This is a genomic window from Salmonella sp. SJTUF15570 (assembly GCF_043357055.1).
GTDB lineage: Bacteria > Pseudomonadota > Gammaproteobacteria > Enterobacterales > Enterobacteriaceae > Salmonella > Salmonella enterica.
The window spans coordinates 59,466-74,869 of sequence record NZ_JBEUKJ010000016.1 but is presented as its reverse complement, the minus strand read 5'-3'; the positions used below and the strand labels follow the sequence as shown (position 1 = coordinate 74,869).

Here is a 15,404-nt window from a genome sequence, read left to right as displayed (position 1 = left end):
TTCCTTATCGAGTAATCATGTCATCACGATGAACAGCGACCGGGCCATATTCATAGCCCAGAATCGCATCGATTTGTTGAGAGTGGTGACCGGCTATCCGCCGCAGAGCATCACTGTTATAACGGCTGACGCCATGAGCGATATCACGCCCTTGCAGGTTACAAATTCTGATGACCTCCCCCCGCGAGAAATTGCCCGTCACGCTTTTGATGCCTTTTGGCAGAAGTGAACTGCCACGTTCCAGCATTGCCGCGGTTGCGCCTTCATCAACCGTAATTTCGCCTGCCGGCGGCGCGCCGAAGATCCAACGTTTGCGGTTCTCCAGCGGCGAGGCTTGTGCATGAAAACGGGTACCGACGGAAATCCCCTCCATCACATCGCCGATCACGCCCGGTTTACTACCTGAGGCAATAATCGTATCAATACCCGCGCGACAGGCCACGTCTGCCGCCTGAAGCTTAGTGCTCATACCACCGGTTCCCAGCCCGGAAACGCTGTCTCCCGCGATAGAGCGCAGCGCATCGTCAACGCCATACACATCTTTGATAAGCTCCGCCTGCGGATTGCTACGCGGATCGGCGGTAAATAATCCTTGCTGATCGGTCAGCAGCAGCAGTTTATCCGCGCCTGCCAGGATCGCCGCCAGCGCGGAGAGGTTATCGTTATCGCCCACTTTAATTTCCGCTGTCGCAACGGCATCATTTTCATTGATAACCGGCACAATATGGTTATCCAGTAATGCACGCAGCGTATCGCGGGCGTTCAGAAAGCGCTCTCTGTCTTCCATATCCGCACGCGTCAACAGCATCTGCCCGATATGGATACCGTAAATTGAAAACAACTGCTCCCACAGTTGAATCAGACGGCTTTGCCCTACCGCCGCCAGAAGCTGTTTAGAGGCGATCGTTGCCGGCAGTTCCGGGTAGCCGAGATGTTCACGTCCGGCGGCAATCGCGCCAGAGGTAACAATAACAATACGATGTCCCGCGGCGTGTAGCTGCGCGCACTGGCGGACAAGTTCTACGATATGGGCACGGTTCAGGCGGCGCGATCCGCCTGTTAGCACGCTGGTGCCGAGTTTTACGACCAGCGTCTGGCTGTCACTCATGATTCTCTGCCGTTCAAAATAAGAAATAAAGACCAAATGAACGTTTTAGCAGGACTGGCTCCGGTTGCCAACAACCTGTACGCGTAGCGTGAAATTTTGTTGCGCAGGATCAGCAAGCGTAGCGGCGGAATTTGACCATTTTATTACCGCAACAATTAAACATATTTTTTTAAAAAAATTCTCACTTTGTCATAAATCTTTCATTACCGAACGTTAAAAACCTTCCTGTTTTTTACCGGGTTTCCCGACAAATCATAGCGCGTAATTAAAACAGGAATGGAAATGAATAAGAGCACTCTGGCAATAGTGGTGAGTATCATCGCATCAGCATCTGTTCACGCCGCCGAGGTTTACAATAAAAACGGTAATAAGCTTGATGTGTATGGAAAAGTTAAAGCCATGCACTATATGAGCGATTATGACAGCAAAGATGGCGATCAAAGCTACGTTCGTTTTGGTTTTAAAGGCGAAACGCAAATTAACGATCAATTGACCGGCTACGGGCGCTGGGAAGCTGAGTTTGCCGGTAATAAAGCCGAAAGTGATTCGTCCCAGCAAAAAACCCGCCTGGCCTTTGCTGGCCTGAAATTAAAAGATATCGGTTCTTTTGACTATGGACGTAACCTGGGCGCGCTGTACGATGTTGAGGCCTGGACGGATATGTTTCCCGAATTCGGCGGCGACTCTTCCGCCCAGACCGATAATTTTATGACTAAACGCGCCAGCGGGCTGGCGACTTACCGCAATACCGATTTCTTCGGCATCGTTGATGGACTGGATCTTACCTTACAGTATCAGGGGAAAAACGAAAATCGCGATGTGAAAAAGCAAAACGGCGACGGCTTCGGCACATCCGTGAGCTACGATTTCGGCGGCAGCGATTTTGCCGTCAGCGGCGCTTATACTCTCTCCGATCGCACCAGGGAGCAAAATCTGCAGCGCCGCGGTACGGGCGATAAAGCCGAAGCCTGGGCTACGGGTGTAAAGTATGACGCGAATGATATTTATATTGCGACCTTCTATTCAGAAACCCGCAACATGACGCCAGTTTCCGGCGGATTTGCCAATAAAACCCAAAACTTCGAAGCAGTTATCCAGTATCAGTTTGATTTTGGTCTGCGTCCGTCATTAGGCTATGTGCTGTCAAAAGGCAAAGATATTGAGGGCGTCGGCAGTGAGGATTTGGTGAATTACATTGACGTTGGCGCAACCTATTACTTCAACAAAAATATGTCCGCGTTTGTAGATTACAAAATCAATCAGCTTGATAGCGATAACACGTTAGGCATTAATGACGATGATATTGTGGCAATAGGGTTGACCTACCAGTTCTGATAAGTCGCATTGTGCCTGATGGCGCTACGCCATCAGGCATGACAGCAGGGTTATGCCGACAGTTTTACCGGCTCGTCGTTGAAATCGTCAGACGGCTCCAGCGCCAGCTCCATAGAAATCAGCAGGTCGCGTAGCTTTTCATGAAACTCGCGTAGCGTGTATTCCAGTCGCTCCACCACTTCGGTTTCGTTAATCGGCACTGCGGTCCAGTTGCCCTCTTTATCAAACAAACCAAACTGATAACGATAAGTGAAGCGTTTCTCTTGTGCTTCCAGCTCCATCCACCAGCCCCAAAATTCACGCTTCTCTGGCGCGGGCTTCACGTTGACGCAAACTGCCAGGCAATCGAAAAAAAAACGATTGTCTTCGCACTGCCCTTCCCGGATATAGGGGCCAAGCGCGGTAAATTTCTTGATCAATCTACTTTTCGGGTGTCCACTCGGTAACGTCATTGCGATCTCCTTTAATGAAGCAACTGTTTTACCAAATCAATAGAATTTATCAATCTATTAACACAATCTATGATTAATCCAGTCGGTAATTTCTTGCAGCGCGCGGTCAAAATTGCGGTACACCGGGTTAAAAGGGATCTCTATCAGCTTACCGTCTGAAGATGATGTTGTAATTAAGCGAGACTCTTCTTCCGGGCTGAAAGGATCGTTTTTCCAGAAGCCGGAAAGCATTGGCGTAGGACAACGTCTGCCCAGTAGCCCCTGTACTTTCAACGAATAGCGATTGAGCTCCACACGCAGCGCCTCATCCGAAGCATCATGCATACCCAGACGGCTGGCCAGCACATCCAGATACATCTCCGGCACCGTGCTCTGTCGTTGCGGATCGCTAAGTAGCGCATGGACCACCGGCCCCAGGCAAGCCACCGCTTTCAAACGCGGCGCTTCCAGATAGGCCAGACGCACCGCAACGTTGGCGCCAAAACGGAAACCAAACGCCGCAACACGGGTATGATCCACCCAGGGGACATTAGGAAGCGCTTTTAACACATGCTGATGGAGCAAGCTGGAATCCTGGGTTAATTTCCACTTTGATGAAAATCCAACCGAAGGCATATCAAGCGTTAACATCGCAATACCGCGCGGCGCGAAATAGCGTTCATACAGGGTGTAATAGTCGGTTTGCATGGCGTCCAGGCCGCCGCACATGAGCACCGTCGGAAACGGACCGTCCCCTTTCGGCATATGTAAAAACGCGGTGACAGGCGAACCGCCAGGAACGGCAAATTCCATTTCACGTAACGAGCCTGGCAACCGCTGCACGGCCTCTTCATAGGCGCGATTCGCCAGCGCCTGCGCCTGCTCCGCCAGCTCATCGCCCTTCAAATGCGGGTAGGCGGCAATGTTATAGAGCGTTGAGGCATGAAGCCAGTAGCGTCCGCTGCGCATGGCGTCCTGTTCCTGACAGGCTTTCTGCTGCCAGTCCATCGCCTGCTTTGCCCACTCATAAATCCAGTTGCCGCCGCGGTAACCGATGACCGTATCGTATAAATCATCATCCGTTCGCTCTGCGTCGCTCATCACAATGCGCGCCTGCACATCAAGGATTTCTCGTGGATCAACGCCGCGCCAAATCCACATCAGGCGGTTTATCATGCGGTACCAGTGCGGGACGTTCTTACCGTCCAGCGCGGATTGCATGGGCGGCTGCGACCCACGATTGAACCGACGGACAAGGGTAGACGTTTCAGTATGTTTAAAGCGGGGTTTGAACAGGGTTTCGCTGAGGTTAGCCTGTGTCATTCGTGCAGCCTCCTTGGATACTCATAGAGGCTTATTGTAACCAATAAAACAGCGCCCGGCATTGCCGGGCGCTCTGAAAAGCTGCTGATTAACGACCTGAAATCGGCGGTACAAATACCACACCCATATCCCAGGGCTGCTCAATCCAGGTGTTCTGAGGAATATCAATAACATAATCATCAACCAGCGGACGGCCCGCCGGTTTAGCGAAAATCGTGACGAAATGCGCTTTAGGGTACATTTCGCGAATCGCGACGGCGGTGCCGCCGGTATCGACCAGATCGTCGATGACGATAAAGCCTTCGCCGTCGCCTTCTGCACGTTTCAGCACTTTCAGTTCGCGCTGGTTATCGTGATCGTAGCTGGAGATGCATACGGTATCGACATGACGAATGCCCAATTCACGCGCCAGTAGTGCGCCCGGTACAAGGCCGCCACGACTTACGGCAATAATGCCTTTCCATTGTTCTGAAGGCATGAGGCGGCTCGCCAGTTTGCGTGCGTGAATCTGCAACATGTCCCAGGTGACGACGTATTTTTCGCTCATGTGAAGTGTCCCAGCCTGTTTATCTACGGCTTAAAAAGTGTTCGAGGGGGAAATAGTTGCGCGAGATTATAGAGACCTGACGCGCTAAAAACCAGTGTTTAGCGGAATCCACGCCTCTTTTTGTATGCTTTATACTACCCGCAGGCGGAGAAAGTGGTATTCTCAGTCGCATCTCGTAAGAGTTATCAATTCCGCTAACCCTGTGGCCTGTAAGAACGTTTTTCAGACCACCGCCAAGGAGACTTATCGTGTCTGAACTGTCTCAGTTATCACCACAACCTTTGTGGGATATTTTTGCCAAAATCTGTTCTATTCCTCACCCGTCCTATCACGAAGAGCAACTCGCGGAACATATTGTGAGTTGGGCCAAAGAGAAAGGCCTTTACGTGGATCGCGACCAGGTCGGTAATATTCTGATCCGTAAGCCCGCCACTGCAGGTATGGAAAATCGCAAGCCGGTCGTTTTACAGGCGCATCTGGATATGGTGCCGCAAAAAAATAGCGACACCGTTCACGACTTCACTACAGATCCTATCCAGCCTTATATTGATGGCGAATGGGTTAAAGCGCGCGGTACTACGCTCGGCGCCGACAATGGTATTGGAATGGCTTCTGCGTTAGCGGTACTGGCTGATGATAATGTCGTCCACGGCCCGCTGGAAGTGCTGCTGACCATGACCGAAGAAGCGGGCATGGATGGCGCGTTCGGCCTCCAGTCCGGCTGGTTGCAGGCCGACATCCTGATCAACACCGACTCTGAAGAAGAAGGTGAGATCTATATGGGCTGCGCAGGCGGCATCGATTTTACCTCTAATCTGCCGTTGACCCGTGAAGCTGTACCCGCAGGATTTGCGTGCTTTAAGCTAACCCTGAAAGGTCTGAAAGGCGGCCACTCCGGTGGTGAAATTCACCTCGGTCTTGGCAATGCCAACAAATTGCTGGCGCGTTTTCTGGCCGGGCACGCAGAAGAACTGGATCTGCGTCTGATCGATTTCAACGGCGGCACGCTGCGTAACGCGATTCCGCGCGAAGCGTTCGCTACCCTCGCCGTTGCCGCAGACAACGTAGGCGCGCTGAAAACATTAGTGAACGCTTACCAGGATATTCTGAAAAACGAACTGGCGGAAAAAGAGAAAAACCTGACGCTGCAACTCAATGAGGTTGCCAGTGATAAAGCCGCATTGACCGCGCCGTCACGCGATACCTTTGTGCGCCTGCTGAACGCAACGCCGAACGGCGTGATCCGCAATTCAGACGTGGCGAAAGGCGTAGTGGAAACATCGCTGAACGTTGGCGTGGTCACAATGTCCGATGCGAATGTCGAAATTCACTGCCTGATTCGCTCTCTTATCGACAGCGGTAAAGATTATGTGGTGAGTATGCTGGATTCGCTGGGCAAGCTGGCTGGCGCGAAAACCGAAGCAAAAGGCAGCTATCCTGGCTGGCAGCCCGATGCGAACTCGCCGGTCATGCACCTGGTGCGGGAAACCTATCAGCGTCTGTTCAACAAGACACCGAACATCCAGATTATCCACGCCGGCCTGGAATGCGGTCTGTTTAAGAAACCCTATCCGGATATGGACATGGTTTCTATTGGGCCTACCATTACCGGACCTCACTCTCCGGATGAGCAGGTACATATCGAAAGCGTCGGCCACTACTGGACTCTGCTGACCGAATTGCTGAAAGCGATTCCTGCGAAGTAAGAAAGCGCTAAAATGCCCGTCCCATTTCTGGACGGGCTATATATCACAGGCTATATATCAAGGAAGATGATATGAATTTTAAACCGATATGGGATATCTGGTATCCATCGCCAGATAAACTCTCCTGCCAAACGTCTTATACGCTTGAGGACGCTCAGCAAAAATTGGAACATGCCCTCGAAAAAAATGAACAGATGCATGGAACGATAAAGCCGTTGCGCGTGACGGTGCGGTATGACTTCAGACGTTGCGATGGACGGAAACTCACAGCGTCATTTAACGGGCGCTGGCATGAAACGCCAGTTGGCGTAACGTTGGAAGGTCAAACATCGCCATCAACGTTTGGTCCCCTGATTATTACCATCGCACTCCTTCTGGCGCTGGGAATGGAAATACTCACTCTCGCTAACCTTGTCGGACGCTTTATCGGAGGGATATTTTTCCCGCTGGACAACATTGTTAGTGGACCCGAAATAAACTGGCCGCTCATTGTTATCCTGCTCGGTTTCCCCCCCATTTTTCTTGCCATCGCAACAGGTATTCTCGCGTTGCTGAACGCCGTTGAACGTGAACAAAAACAACAACTGCTTCGTTTTATCCGCGATGCGCTGAAATAGCGCTGCGGCTACACGCGAATAGCCAGACAGCCCTATAACAGCGCCGGTAACACCGAATTATTGTGGCGTAAACGCCATTCCTTTAAATATCCGTAGCGGATTGCCGCGCTCAATCTGATGATGGAACAGACGCCTTTCAGACTTCAATGCCGCACACTCATTTTGCCGTTGCTGTTCCAGCCGCCAGGCAATCAGCAGCCGGGCCAGACGCTTATTCGCATGTTGACTGCGCTCCGACTGAACCTTCACGCTAATCCCGCTCGCCAGGTGCGTGGCCCGCACTGCCGAGTCGGTTTTATTAACGTGCTGCCCACCCGGGCCGGAAGAGCGCAGAGTCTCGAAACGAATCTCATCAGACTGTATGTGCTCGTCGGCGGAAAAGCGCCCAATGCCGACGTACCAGTTTTTTCGCCCATGGTGCGGACGATACGGGCTGGTACAAATCCACAGTAACGTGCCGCACCAACGTTCACTGAAAGCTATGGCTTTTTCGCCGTCCAGCGAGACCAGCGCGGAACGCAGCGTGTCTGGTAATCGTCCCGGCTCTGTTTCAAGTCGCGTCAGCGATACCTTTTCTCTGGCGGCTTCTTTCGTCAGACAATCCAGCGCTTTTTTTACCGCCAGACAACACTCGTCCGGTCCCTGCGCAGAAGAAAGTTGTAGTAAGATCATGCGCTTTTCTCCCCTGAGGTTTTCAGCGTCAGCACCGGACGCAGGCAGGCAACTGGCGTAATCAGTCCGGCGTCTGCCAGACAATCCACAACGCTATCGATGGATTTATACGCCTGCGGCGCTTCTTCATAAATGAGCTGGCGATCGCGGCAAATCACCCGGCTACCCATCCCGGTACGGCAGAGCTGTCGCGGGGTAAATTTTGCCGATAACCGGTCTTTACACTCGGTACGCATCCATTTGCGCCCCGCGCCGTGCGCCAGGGAGAAGAGGCTCTCCTCGCTGACGACGGGTTTCACCAGCCAGCTATAATCGCCGCGCGAGCCGGGGATAATCACCAGTCCCTGCCCATCTGGCGTAGCGCCTTTACGATGCAGCCACCCCGCCTCACCCGCGACAGTACAGGGTTCAACGAAGTTATGCGCCACATCCAGCCGCGGTTCGCCCTCAGCCCTGAGCTGTTGCAGTATCCGGCGGGCAATCAGCGCGCGATTACTGCGGGCAAATGCCAGCGCATCGTCATGTTCTGCAAGGTAGCGGCGCGCATCGTCGCTATCTTCCGGCAAACCGTTATGCGAAAACGCCTCCACATGACGACGCAGGATAGCTTGCCCCAGACCGCGTGAACCACTGTGTACCAGCAGTAATAACTGCGCTTTTTGCAACCCCGACAAAGCGAACGAATCAGCATCGACGATGCGATCGACCTGCTGCAGCTCGGCAAAATGATTGCCGCCGCCAATGGAGCCCAGCGCAGAGCGCCACGAATGATGCTGCATTGCGGCAGGGACATTCTCCTCCAGCCACTGCGCATCCGCCACGTCAGGCAGCGACGCCAGCCGCTTCTCCAGTTTATCGGCGTTATATTTACGCCCTAAAATATCCGTTTGCCATAACGCCATGCCGCAGCCGATATCGTTGCCGACCAGCGCCGGATAAAAACGTCCACGCGAGAAAAAGGCTGCGCCAATAGGATAGCCGCGCCCCGGATGCAGATCTGGCATCCCGATAACGCGTTTCATACCGGTTAACTTAGCCGTCGTATATAATTGTTGGATCGCGGAATCTTCGATCCACAGGTTATCCGATGCGATAGAAAATACCACATCTGATAAAGGACGAATATAATTGCCCATATACCATTCCATATATGAATTAAAAAATCAGGAAATGGCAGACTAATCCAGGGCAATAAAAGAAAATTAATCCTGGAAAGGTCTGCAAAGTGCGTTCAGAGAATAAAGTGTCATGATGAACCTCCTTTGCAGTTATTGAGAATGAGAAAACGTGGGTATAGTAATACTGAAATTTAGATGGCGCAATCGTAATAGTGATAAAATCTTAATGGCCTGACTTATAACCCTAACACCAACTGTCGTTCCAACTGAGGGTCGAGCAGCGTTACGTGTAGCCCCACCAGCCGTACGCCGCGCTCGCCGCGACGCTCGGTCCAGGTTTTACGGGCGGTGGTAATTAAGTCTTCTTTATTTAATTGCGGCCAGACATGTTCCTGAGTGGTTTGCTGAAAATCATTAAATTTTAATTTAACGCCCTGTCGGGCAATCAGTAAATCGGGCTTTACTATAGCCAGACGACGCTCCAGTTCCGGATATAAATGTTCAATAATGGCCTCGCAGTCCGACCACTCATGAATATCCTCCGCCAGAGTACGCTCAACACCTACCGATTTACGCAGCCTTTCGCTGTTAACATCACGCTCGTCAATACCCTGACTACGCTCCCATAATACCCGGCCAAATTTACCGAAGCGTTTGAGAAGCATCGCCAGATCGCACTGTTGAATATCCCCGCAGGTTCTTAACCCCATATTTTCCAGTTTGGCGGCGGAAACTTTCCCCACGCATGGAATTTTGGCTAACGGCAACGTTTTAAGAAAGTCGGGTACATCGGCTGGCGTAATAACATATTGTCCGTTCGGTTTATTGAGATCGGAGGCGATCTTCGCCAGAAATTTCACTGGCGCAACGCCGGCGGAGGCGGTGAGTTGCAGTTCATTGAAAATAGTCTGACGAATCTCCCTGGCGATCAGAGTTGCCGAACCATAACAGTGCGGGCTGTCAGTCACATCCAGCCAGGCTTCATCCAGCGAGAGCGGTTCAATCAGTGAAGTGTAGCGGGAAAAGATGTCACGTACATGCCGCGAAGCCTCTTTATAGGCGTCAAAGCGGCCAGGCAGTAAGGTGAGATGGGGGCACAGCTTTAGCGCCATGGCGGTCGGCATCGCGCTACGTACGCCAAACTGGCGCGCAGGATAGTTGGCGGTACTGATAACGCCTCTTCGCTCACGACTCCCGCCAATGGCAATGGGGATATCGCGTAACGCCGGATTATCACGCATCTCTACCGCGGCAAAAAAACAGTCCATATCAACATGTATGATTTTGCGCATCGCTCGCCCCCACAATACTGTTTAAGTGTACAGTATGTTTTATTGCGCGCAAAGAGACATTCGCGTTAAAAATGCGACATATTCGAAGGTATGACGACGAAAGCGGCGGGAAAATTGTAAACGTACACACGGGGACTTGCGAAAAACTGCCGTGGTGCTAATGTGAGCGCTCCAAATCCAGATTACTCCGATTTGGGGACTCTTTTGCCGTTCTGGCGTGTGTAACCGTTTTATCAAGGAACAAGCAGTATGCGTAAAATCGCATTTTTTCTTGCGATGCTTCTGATGCCGTGCGTCTCGTTTGCCGGTTTGCTGAGCAGCAGCAGCCCCGTCACGCCGGTCAGTAAAGAGTATAAGCAGCAGTTAATGGGCTCACCGGTCTATATTCAGATTTTTAAAGAAGAGCGCACCCTTGATCTCTACGTCAAAATGGGTGAGCAATACCAGTTGCTTGATAGCTACAAAATTTGCAACTATTCCGGCGGGTTAGGCCCGAAACGCCGTCAGGGCGATTTTAAAAGTCCGGAAGGGTTTTACAGCGTTCAGCGCAATCAACTCAAGCCAGACAGCCGTTTTTATAAGGCCATCAACATTGGTTTTCCCAATGCCTACGATCGCGCGCATGGCTATGATGGTAAATATCTGATGATTCACGGCGCCTGTGTTTCCGTCGGCTGCTATGCCATGACCGACAGCGGCATTGATGAGATTTTCCAGTTTGTCACCGCCGCGCTGGTCTTTGGTCAGCCGAGCGTGCAGGTGAGTATTTATCCGTTCCGGATGACCGACGCCAATATGCAGCGTCATAAATATTCATATTACAAAGATTTCTGGGCGCAGCTAAAACCCGGCTACGATTATTTTGAACAAACGCATAAGCCGCCAACTGTTTCTATCGTTGATGGGCGTTACGTCGTGAGCAAACCGTTGAGTCACGAAGTCGTTCAGCCACAGCTGGCCTCAAATTATACGCTCTCCGAGGCAAAATAACGCCCATTCGCCTGGCATAATCTTTTGCCAGGTTTCATTCCCCGTTAGCGGCTGGGTAGCAATCACGGTAACCACGTCATTTGGCGTGGTCTGTGAACTGAAATCAATTTCCATATCCTGATCCACCAGCGTGGCTACGCCAAACGGCGCCCGGCGAGTGATCCAGTGCAAATGGGTTGAGCAAAACGCCATCACATATCGCCCATCTGACAGCAGCATGTTAAAAACGCCTTTTTCACGTAATACCGTCGCCAGTGTCGCAATATATTTAAATACCGCCGTCATGTTGCCCGGCGTGCGGGGATAACGCTGCGTTAATTTATGCAATAACCAGCAAAACGCTTTTTCGCTGTCGGTTTCCCCCACCGGACGAAAATTACCGGTTTCCAGCGACTTATAACCGTTGAGCTGACCGTTATGAGCATAAGTCCAGTTGCGTCCCCATAATTCCCGGGTAAAAGGGTGTGTATTTTCCAGCGCCACTTCACCGCGATTAGCCTGACGGATATGGGCGATAACCGAGCAGGACTTGATCGGGTAATTCTGTACCAGCTTCGCAATCGGCGAATGGTAGCTCGGTTGCGGATCTTTAAACGTGCGACAGCCCTTTCCTTCGTAAAAGGTAATTCCCCAGCCGTCTTTATGCGGCCCGGTTCCGCCGCCACGCTGCACCAGTCCGGTGAAGCTAAAGCAGATATCCGTCGGCACATTGGCGCTCATCCCAAGCAGTTCGCACATACATCACCTCCACAAACGCCTTAAGCGGGAAGGCGTAATTTTTACAGCCAATCAAATCTCAAAATATCAAAGAAAACAATATGCTATACCCTAAATAATTCGAGTTGCAGGAAGGCGGTAAGGGAGGAAATCCCCAGGAACATAGATAACTATGTGACTGGGGTTTCTGAGCGCAACCAACGCACCTGCAGCTTGAAGTATGACGGGTATAGTTATTTAACCATCTCTTTTTCGATCAGTTGAATCAGGATATGAATTACTTTGATATGAATTTCCTGAATACGATCGGCATAACCGAAGTGCGGTACGCGAATTTCAATATCCGCCGTTCCCGCCATTTTGCCGCCGTCTTTGCCGGTCAACGTAATCACTTTCATGCCTTTTTCACGGGCCGCGGCAATCGCTTTAATCACGTTACCAGAGTTACCCGACGTCGAGATCCCTAACAGGACATCGCCTTCGCGCCCTACCGCCTCAACGTAACGAGAAAAAATATAGTCATAGCCAAAATCATTACTGACGCAGGATATATGGCTAACATCAGAAATCGCAATTGCCGGGTAGCCCGGACGATTTTCACGATAACGACCTGTCAGCTCTTCAGCAAAGTGCATCGCATCGCAATGGGAGCCGCCGTTACCGCAGGAAAGTACCTTACCACCCGCTTTAAAACTGTCAGCCAACAGGACCGCCGCGCGCTGAATGGCGTGAATATTGGCGTCATCTTTTAAAAAATTAGCCAGCGTTTCCGCCGCTTCGTTCAGTTCGTTACGAATAAGATCCTGGTACATGAGGATATCCTTCAGCATGAATGTAAATGACAGTATGCAGTGTACCGGATAGCAGTACAGGCGAGAAGCATAAGCCGAATTAACGCCTCACGCTTTTGATTTTTCGTGCCCCCAAAAACGGCAACAATGTGAGCTTTGTTGTAATTATTTTGTAAACACATTGCTAAAAAATTTTACATCCACTACAACCTAATCATCACAAGTGGTCAGACCTCCTACAAGCAAGGGAGCTTTTCGTTATGATGATTTTGAGTATTATCGCTACGGTTATTCTGCTCGGCGCATTGTTCTATCACCGCGTGAGTTTATTTCTCAGCAGCCTGATTCTGCTCGCCTGGACCGCCGCACTTGGCGTCGCTGGCCTGTGGTCCATCTGGCTGTTGGTTCCTCTGGCCATTATCCTCGTGCCGTTTAACCTCACACCGATGCGAAAATCAATGATTTCCGCACCGGTGTTCCGCGGCTTCCGTAAGGTCATGCCGCCGATGTCGCGCACTGAGAAAGAAGCGATTGATGCCGGTACAACCTGGTGGGAAGGCGATCTGTTCCAGGGCAAGCCTGACTGGAAAAAACTGCACAACTATCCGCAACCGCAACTCACTGCCGAAGAGCAAGCGTTTCTCGACGGTCCGGTAGAAGAAGCGTGCCGGATGGCGAACGATTTCCAGATTACCCATGAACTGGCGGATCTGCCGCCGGAACTGTGGGCTTATCTGAAAGAGCATCGTTTTTTTGCGATGATCATTAAAAAAGAGTACGGCGGACTGGAGTTCTCCGCTTATGCGCAGTCCCGTGTACTGCAAAAACTGTCCGGCGTCTCCGGGATTCTGGCTATCACCGTCGGCGTTCCAAACTCACTCGGCCCTGGCGAGTTGTTGCAGCACTATGGTACGGAAGAGCAGAAGAATCACTATCTGCCGCGACTGGCGCGCGGCCAGGAGATCCCCTGCTTTGCGCTGACCAGCCCGGAAGCAGGTTCTGATGCAGGCGCCATTCCGGATACCGGCGTGGTTTGCATGGGCGAATGGCAGGGCCAGCAGGTGCTGGGTATGCGCCTGACCTGGAACAAGCGTTACATTACGCTGGCACCGATAGCTACCGTGTTGGGCCTGGCGTTTAAGCTTTCCGATCCGGATAGATTGTTAGGCGGAGAAGAAGAGCTGGGTATTACCTGTGCCCTGATCCCCACCTCAACGCCGGGTGTGGAAATTGGTCGTCGTCACTTCCCGCTTAACGTTCCGTTCCAGAATGGTCCAACCCGCGGTAACGATATTTTCGTGCCTATTGATTATATTATCGGCGGCCCCAAAATGGCCGGACAAGGCTGGCGTATGCTGGTGGAATGTTTGTCGGTAGGACGCGGTATTACCCTGCCGTCCAACTCCACTGGCGGGGTGAAATCCGTCGCGCTGGCAACCGGCGCCTATGCTCACATTCGTCGTCAGTTCAAAATTTCTATCGGCAAGATGGAAGGTATTGAAGAACCGCTGGCGCGTATTGCAGGTAACGCTTATGTGATGGATGCCGCCGCATCGTTAATCACCTACGGCATTATGCTGGGTGAAAAACCGGCGGTACTGTCGGCTATCGTGAAGTACCACTGCACCCACCGCGGCCAGCAGTCCATTATCGACGCGATGGATATCACTGGGGGTAAAGGCATTATGCTGGGCGAGAGCAACTTCCTGGCGCGTGCTTACCAGGGCGCGCCTATCGCGATCACCGTGGAAGGCGCGAATATCCTGACCCGTAGCATGATGATCTTTGGTCAGGGCGCCATTCGCTGCCATCCTTATGTACTGGAAGAGATGGCCGCAGCGCAGAATAATGATGTGAATGCCTTTGATAAGCTGTTGTTTAAACATATCGGCCATGTCGGCAGCAATACCGTCCGCAGTTTCTGGCTTGGCCTGACCCGCGGATTAACGAGCCATACGCCAACCGGCGACGCCACGAAGCGTTATTACCAGCATCTGAACCGACTGAGCGCAAACCTGGCGCTGCTGTCTGACGTGTCAATGGCGGTACTGGGCGGCAGCCTGAAACGCCGCGAGCGTATCTCCGCGCGTCTGGGCGATGTGTTGAGTCAGCTTTATCTGGCCTCAGCCGTACTGAAGCGTTACGACGACGAAGGTCGCCACGAAGCCGACCTGCCGCTGGTGCACTGGGGCGTACAGGATGCGCTGTATCGTGCTGAACAAGCGATGGACGATCTGCTGCAGAACTTCCCGAACCGCGTCGTGGCCGGATTGCTCACCGCGATGATCTTCCCGACTGGCCGTCATTATCTGGCGCCGTCTGATAAGCTGGATCACGCCGTGGCGAAGATCCTACAGGTGCCGAACGCCACACGTTCACGCATTGGGCGCGGTCAGTATCTGACGCCCGCCGAACATAATCCGGTCGGTTTACTGGAAGAAGCGCTGCGTGATGTCATCGCTGCCGACCCTATCCACCAGCGCATCTGCAAAGAACTGGGTAAAAATCTGCCGTTTACTCGTCTGGATGAACTGGCGCGCAATGCGCTGGCGAAAGGGCTTATAGATAAAGATGAAGCCGCCATCCTGGCGAAAGCGGAAGAGAGCCGCCTGCGCAGTATCAACGTTGATGATTTTGAACCTGAAGCGCTGGCGACCAAACCGGTAAAGCTGCCGGAGAAAGTGCGTAAAGTCGAAGCCGCATAATCAGTCTCGTGTCTTTCCTGCCCCGCTTTCGCGGGGCTTTTTCTTGCCGCTT

The 15,404-nt window shown here is 52.0% G+C and carries 14 protein-coding genes; 5 read left to right on the top strand and 9 right to left on the bottom strand.

Going from position 1 to position 15,404, the window contains the following annotated elements:
- Positions 1 to 4 precede the first annotated feature (4 nt).
- Positions 5 to 1,108, bottom strand: a complete 1,104-nt coding sequence (gene proB / locus ABVN44_RS22380) for a glutamate 5-kinase (protein WP_001285275.1) — start codon at positions 1,106 to 1,108, stop codon at positions 5 to 7.
- Positions 1,109 to 1,390: 282 nt separating this feature from the next.
- On the opposite strand from proB, the gene phoE reads away from it, so the two are divergent.
- Positions 1,391 to 2,443 (top strand): phosphoporin PhoE, encoded by a 1,053-nt coding sequence (phoE, locus tag ABVN44_RS22375; protein ID WP_001043672.1) that lies wholly within the window; start codon positions 1,391 to 1,393, stop codon positions 2,441 to 2,443.
- Between the two features lie 50 nt (positions 2,444 to 2,493).
- Here the strand turns inward: phoE and crl are convergent, their stop codons facing one another.
- The 3 genes from crl to gpt all read right to left on the bottom strand — a co-directional run bounded on the left by crl (position 2,494) and on the right by gpt (position 4,744).
- A complete protein-coding gene (gene crl / locus ABVN44_RS22370; protein WP_000174693.1) occupies positions 2,494 to 2,895 on the bottom strand; it encodes a sigma factor-binding protein Crl in 402 nt (133 codons plus the stop codon).
- Between the two features lie 57 nt (positions 2,896 to 2,952).
- Positions 2,953 to 4,197: an esterase FrsA gene (gene frsA, locus ABVN44_RS22365; protein ID WP_023231374.1), complete on the bottom strand. Its 1,245-nt coding sequence runs from the start codon at positions 4,195 to 4,197 to the stop codon at positions 2,953 to 2,955.
- Between the two features lie 88 nt (positions 4,198 to 4,285).
- Positions 4,286 to 4,744, bottom strand: a complete 459-nt coding sequence (gene gpt / locus ABVN44_RS22360) for a xanthine phosphoribosyltransferase (protein ID WP_001292018.1) — start codon at positions 4,742 to 4,744, stop codon at positions 4,286 to 4,288.
- Between the two features lie 248 nt (positions 4,745 to 4,992).
- On the opposite strand from gpt, the gene pepD reads away from it, so the two are divergent.
- Both pepD and ABVN44_RS22350 read left to right on the top strand, forming a co-directional pair.
- Positions 4,993 to 6,450 (top strand): cytosol nonspecific dipeptidase, encoded by a 1,458-nt coding sequence (gene pepD / locus ABVN44_RS22355; protein ID WP_001292977.1) that lies wholly within the window; start codon positions 4,993 to 4,995, stop codon positions 6,448 to 6,450.
- 71 nt (positions 6,451 to 6,521) lie between these two features.
- Complete coding sequence (locus ABVN44_RS22350) at positions 6,522 to 7,067, top strand: hypothetical protein (protein WP_023231373.1); 546 nt, start codon at positions 6,522 to 6,524, stop codon at positions 7,065 to 7,067.
- A 57-nt stretch (positions 7,068 to 7,124) separates the two neighbouring features.
- Here the strand turns inward: ABVN44_RS22350 and prfH are convergent, their stop codons facing one another.
- The 3 genes from prfH to dinB form a co-directional block, all read right to left on the bottom strand.
- Complete coding sequence (gene prfH, locus ABVN44_RS22345) at positions 7,125 to 7,739, bottom strand: peptide chain release factor H (protein WP_023231372.1); 615 nt, start codon at positions 7,737 to 7,739, stop codon at positions 7,125 to 7,127.
- Complete coding sequence (locus ABVN44_RS22340) at positions 7,736 to 8,875, bottom strand: RNA ligase RtcB family protein (protein ID WP_000528888.1); 1,140 nt, start codon at positions 8,873 to 8,875, stop codon at positions 7,736 to 7,738. Before ABVN44_RS22340 ends, prfH begins: the two co-directional genes overlap by 4 nt.
- A 218-nt stretch (positions 8,876 to 9,093) precedes the next feature.
- Entirely contained in the window at positions 9,094 to 10,149 is a 1,056-nt protein-coding gene (dinB, locus tag ABVN44_RS22335) for a DNA polymerase IV (protein ID WP_023231371.1), read from the bottom strand.
- Positions 10,150 to 10,398: 249 nt separating this feature from the next.
- Between dinB and dpaA the strand changes: the two genes are divergently transcribed.
- Positions 10,399 to 11,139: a peptidoglycan meso-diaminopimelic acid protein amidase gene (gene dpaA / locus ABVN44_RS22330; RefSeq protein ID WP_001225658.1), complete on the top strand. Its 741-nt coding sequence runs from the start codon at positions 10,399 to 10,401 to the stop codon at positions 11,137 to 11,139.
- Here the strand turns inward: dpaA and ABVN44_RS22325 are convergent.
- Together ABVN44_RS22325 and lpcA are read right to left on the bottom strand one after the other, a co-directional pair.
- A complete protein-coding gene (locus tag ABVN44_RS22325; protein WP_000333387.1) occupies positions 11,110 to 11,877 on the bottom strand; it encodes a class II glutamine amidotransferase in 768 nt (255 codons plus the stop codon). The genes dpaA and ABVN44_RS22325 overlap by 30 nt on opposite strands.
- Positions 11,878 to 12,089: 212 nt before the next feature.
- Positions 12,090 to 12,668: a D-sedoheptulose 7-phosphate isomerase gene (gene lpcA, locus ABVN44_RS22320; protein ID WP_000284051.1), complete on the bottom strand. Its 579-nt coding sequence runs from the start codon at positions 12,666 to 12,668 to the stop codon at positions 12,090 to 12,092.
- A 239-nt stretch (positions 12,669 to 12,907) separates the two neighbouring features.
- Between lpcA and fadE the strand changes: the two genes are divergently transcribed.
- The gene (fadE, locus tag ABVN44_RS22315; RefSeq protein WP_023209690.1) at positions 12,908 to 15,352 is read left to right on the top strand and encodes an acyl-CoA dehydrogenase FadE; all 2,445 of its coding nucleotides are present in this window, start codon (positions 12,908 to 12,910) and stop codon (positions 15,350 to 15,352) included.
- Positions 15,353 to 15,404 lie beyond the last annotated feature (52 nt).

Coding starts and splice junctions, on each gene's coding strand:
- proB (WP_001285275.1), bottom strand. CDS start 1,108: ATGAGTGACAGCCAGACGCTGGTCGTAAAACTCGGCACCAGCGTGCTA.
- phoE (WP_001043672.1), top strand. CDS start 1,391: ATGAATAAGAGCACTCTGGCAATAGTGGTGAGTATCATCGCATCAGCA.
- crl (WP_000174693.1), bottom strand. CDS start 2,895: ATGACGTTACCGAGTGGACACCCGAAAAGTAGATTGATCAAGAAATTT.
- frsA (WP_023231374.1), bottom strand. CDS start 4,197: ATGACACAGGCTAACCTCAGCGAAACCCTGTTCAAACCCCGCTTTAAA.
- gpt (WP_001292018.1), bottom strand. CDS start 4,744: ATGAGCGAAAAATACGTCGTCACCTGGGACATGTTGCAGATTCACGCA.
- ABVN44_RS22350 (WP_023231373.1), top strand. CDS start 6,522: ATGAATTTTAAACCGATATGGGATATCTGGTATCCATCGCCAGATAAA.
- prfH (WP_023231372.1), bottom strand. CDS start 7,739: ATGATCTTACTACAACTTTCTTCTGCGCAGGGACCGGACGAGTGTTGT.
- ABVN44_RS22340 (WP_000528888.1), bottom strand. CDS start 8,875: ATGGGCAATTATATTCGTCCTTTATCAGATGTGGTATTTTCTATCGCA.
- dinB (WP_023231371.1), bottom strand. CDS start 10,149: ATGCGCAAAATCATACATGTTGATATGGACTGTTTTTTTGCCGCGGTA.
- dpaA (WP_001225658.1), top strand. CDS start 10,399: ATGCGTAAAATCGCATTTTTTCTTGCGATGCTTCTGATGCCGTGCGTC.
- ABVN44_RS22325 (WP_000333387.1), bottom strand. CDS start 11,877: ATGTGCGAACTGCTTGGGATGAGCGCCAATGTGCCGACGGATATCTGC.
- lpcA (WP_000284051.1), bottom strand. CDS start 12,668: ATGTACCAGGATCTTATTCGTAACGAACTGAACGAAGCGGCGGAAACG.
- fadE (WP_023209690.1), top strand. CDS start 12,908: ATGATGATTTTGAGTATTATCGCTACGGTTATTCTGCTCGGCGCATTG.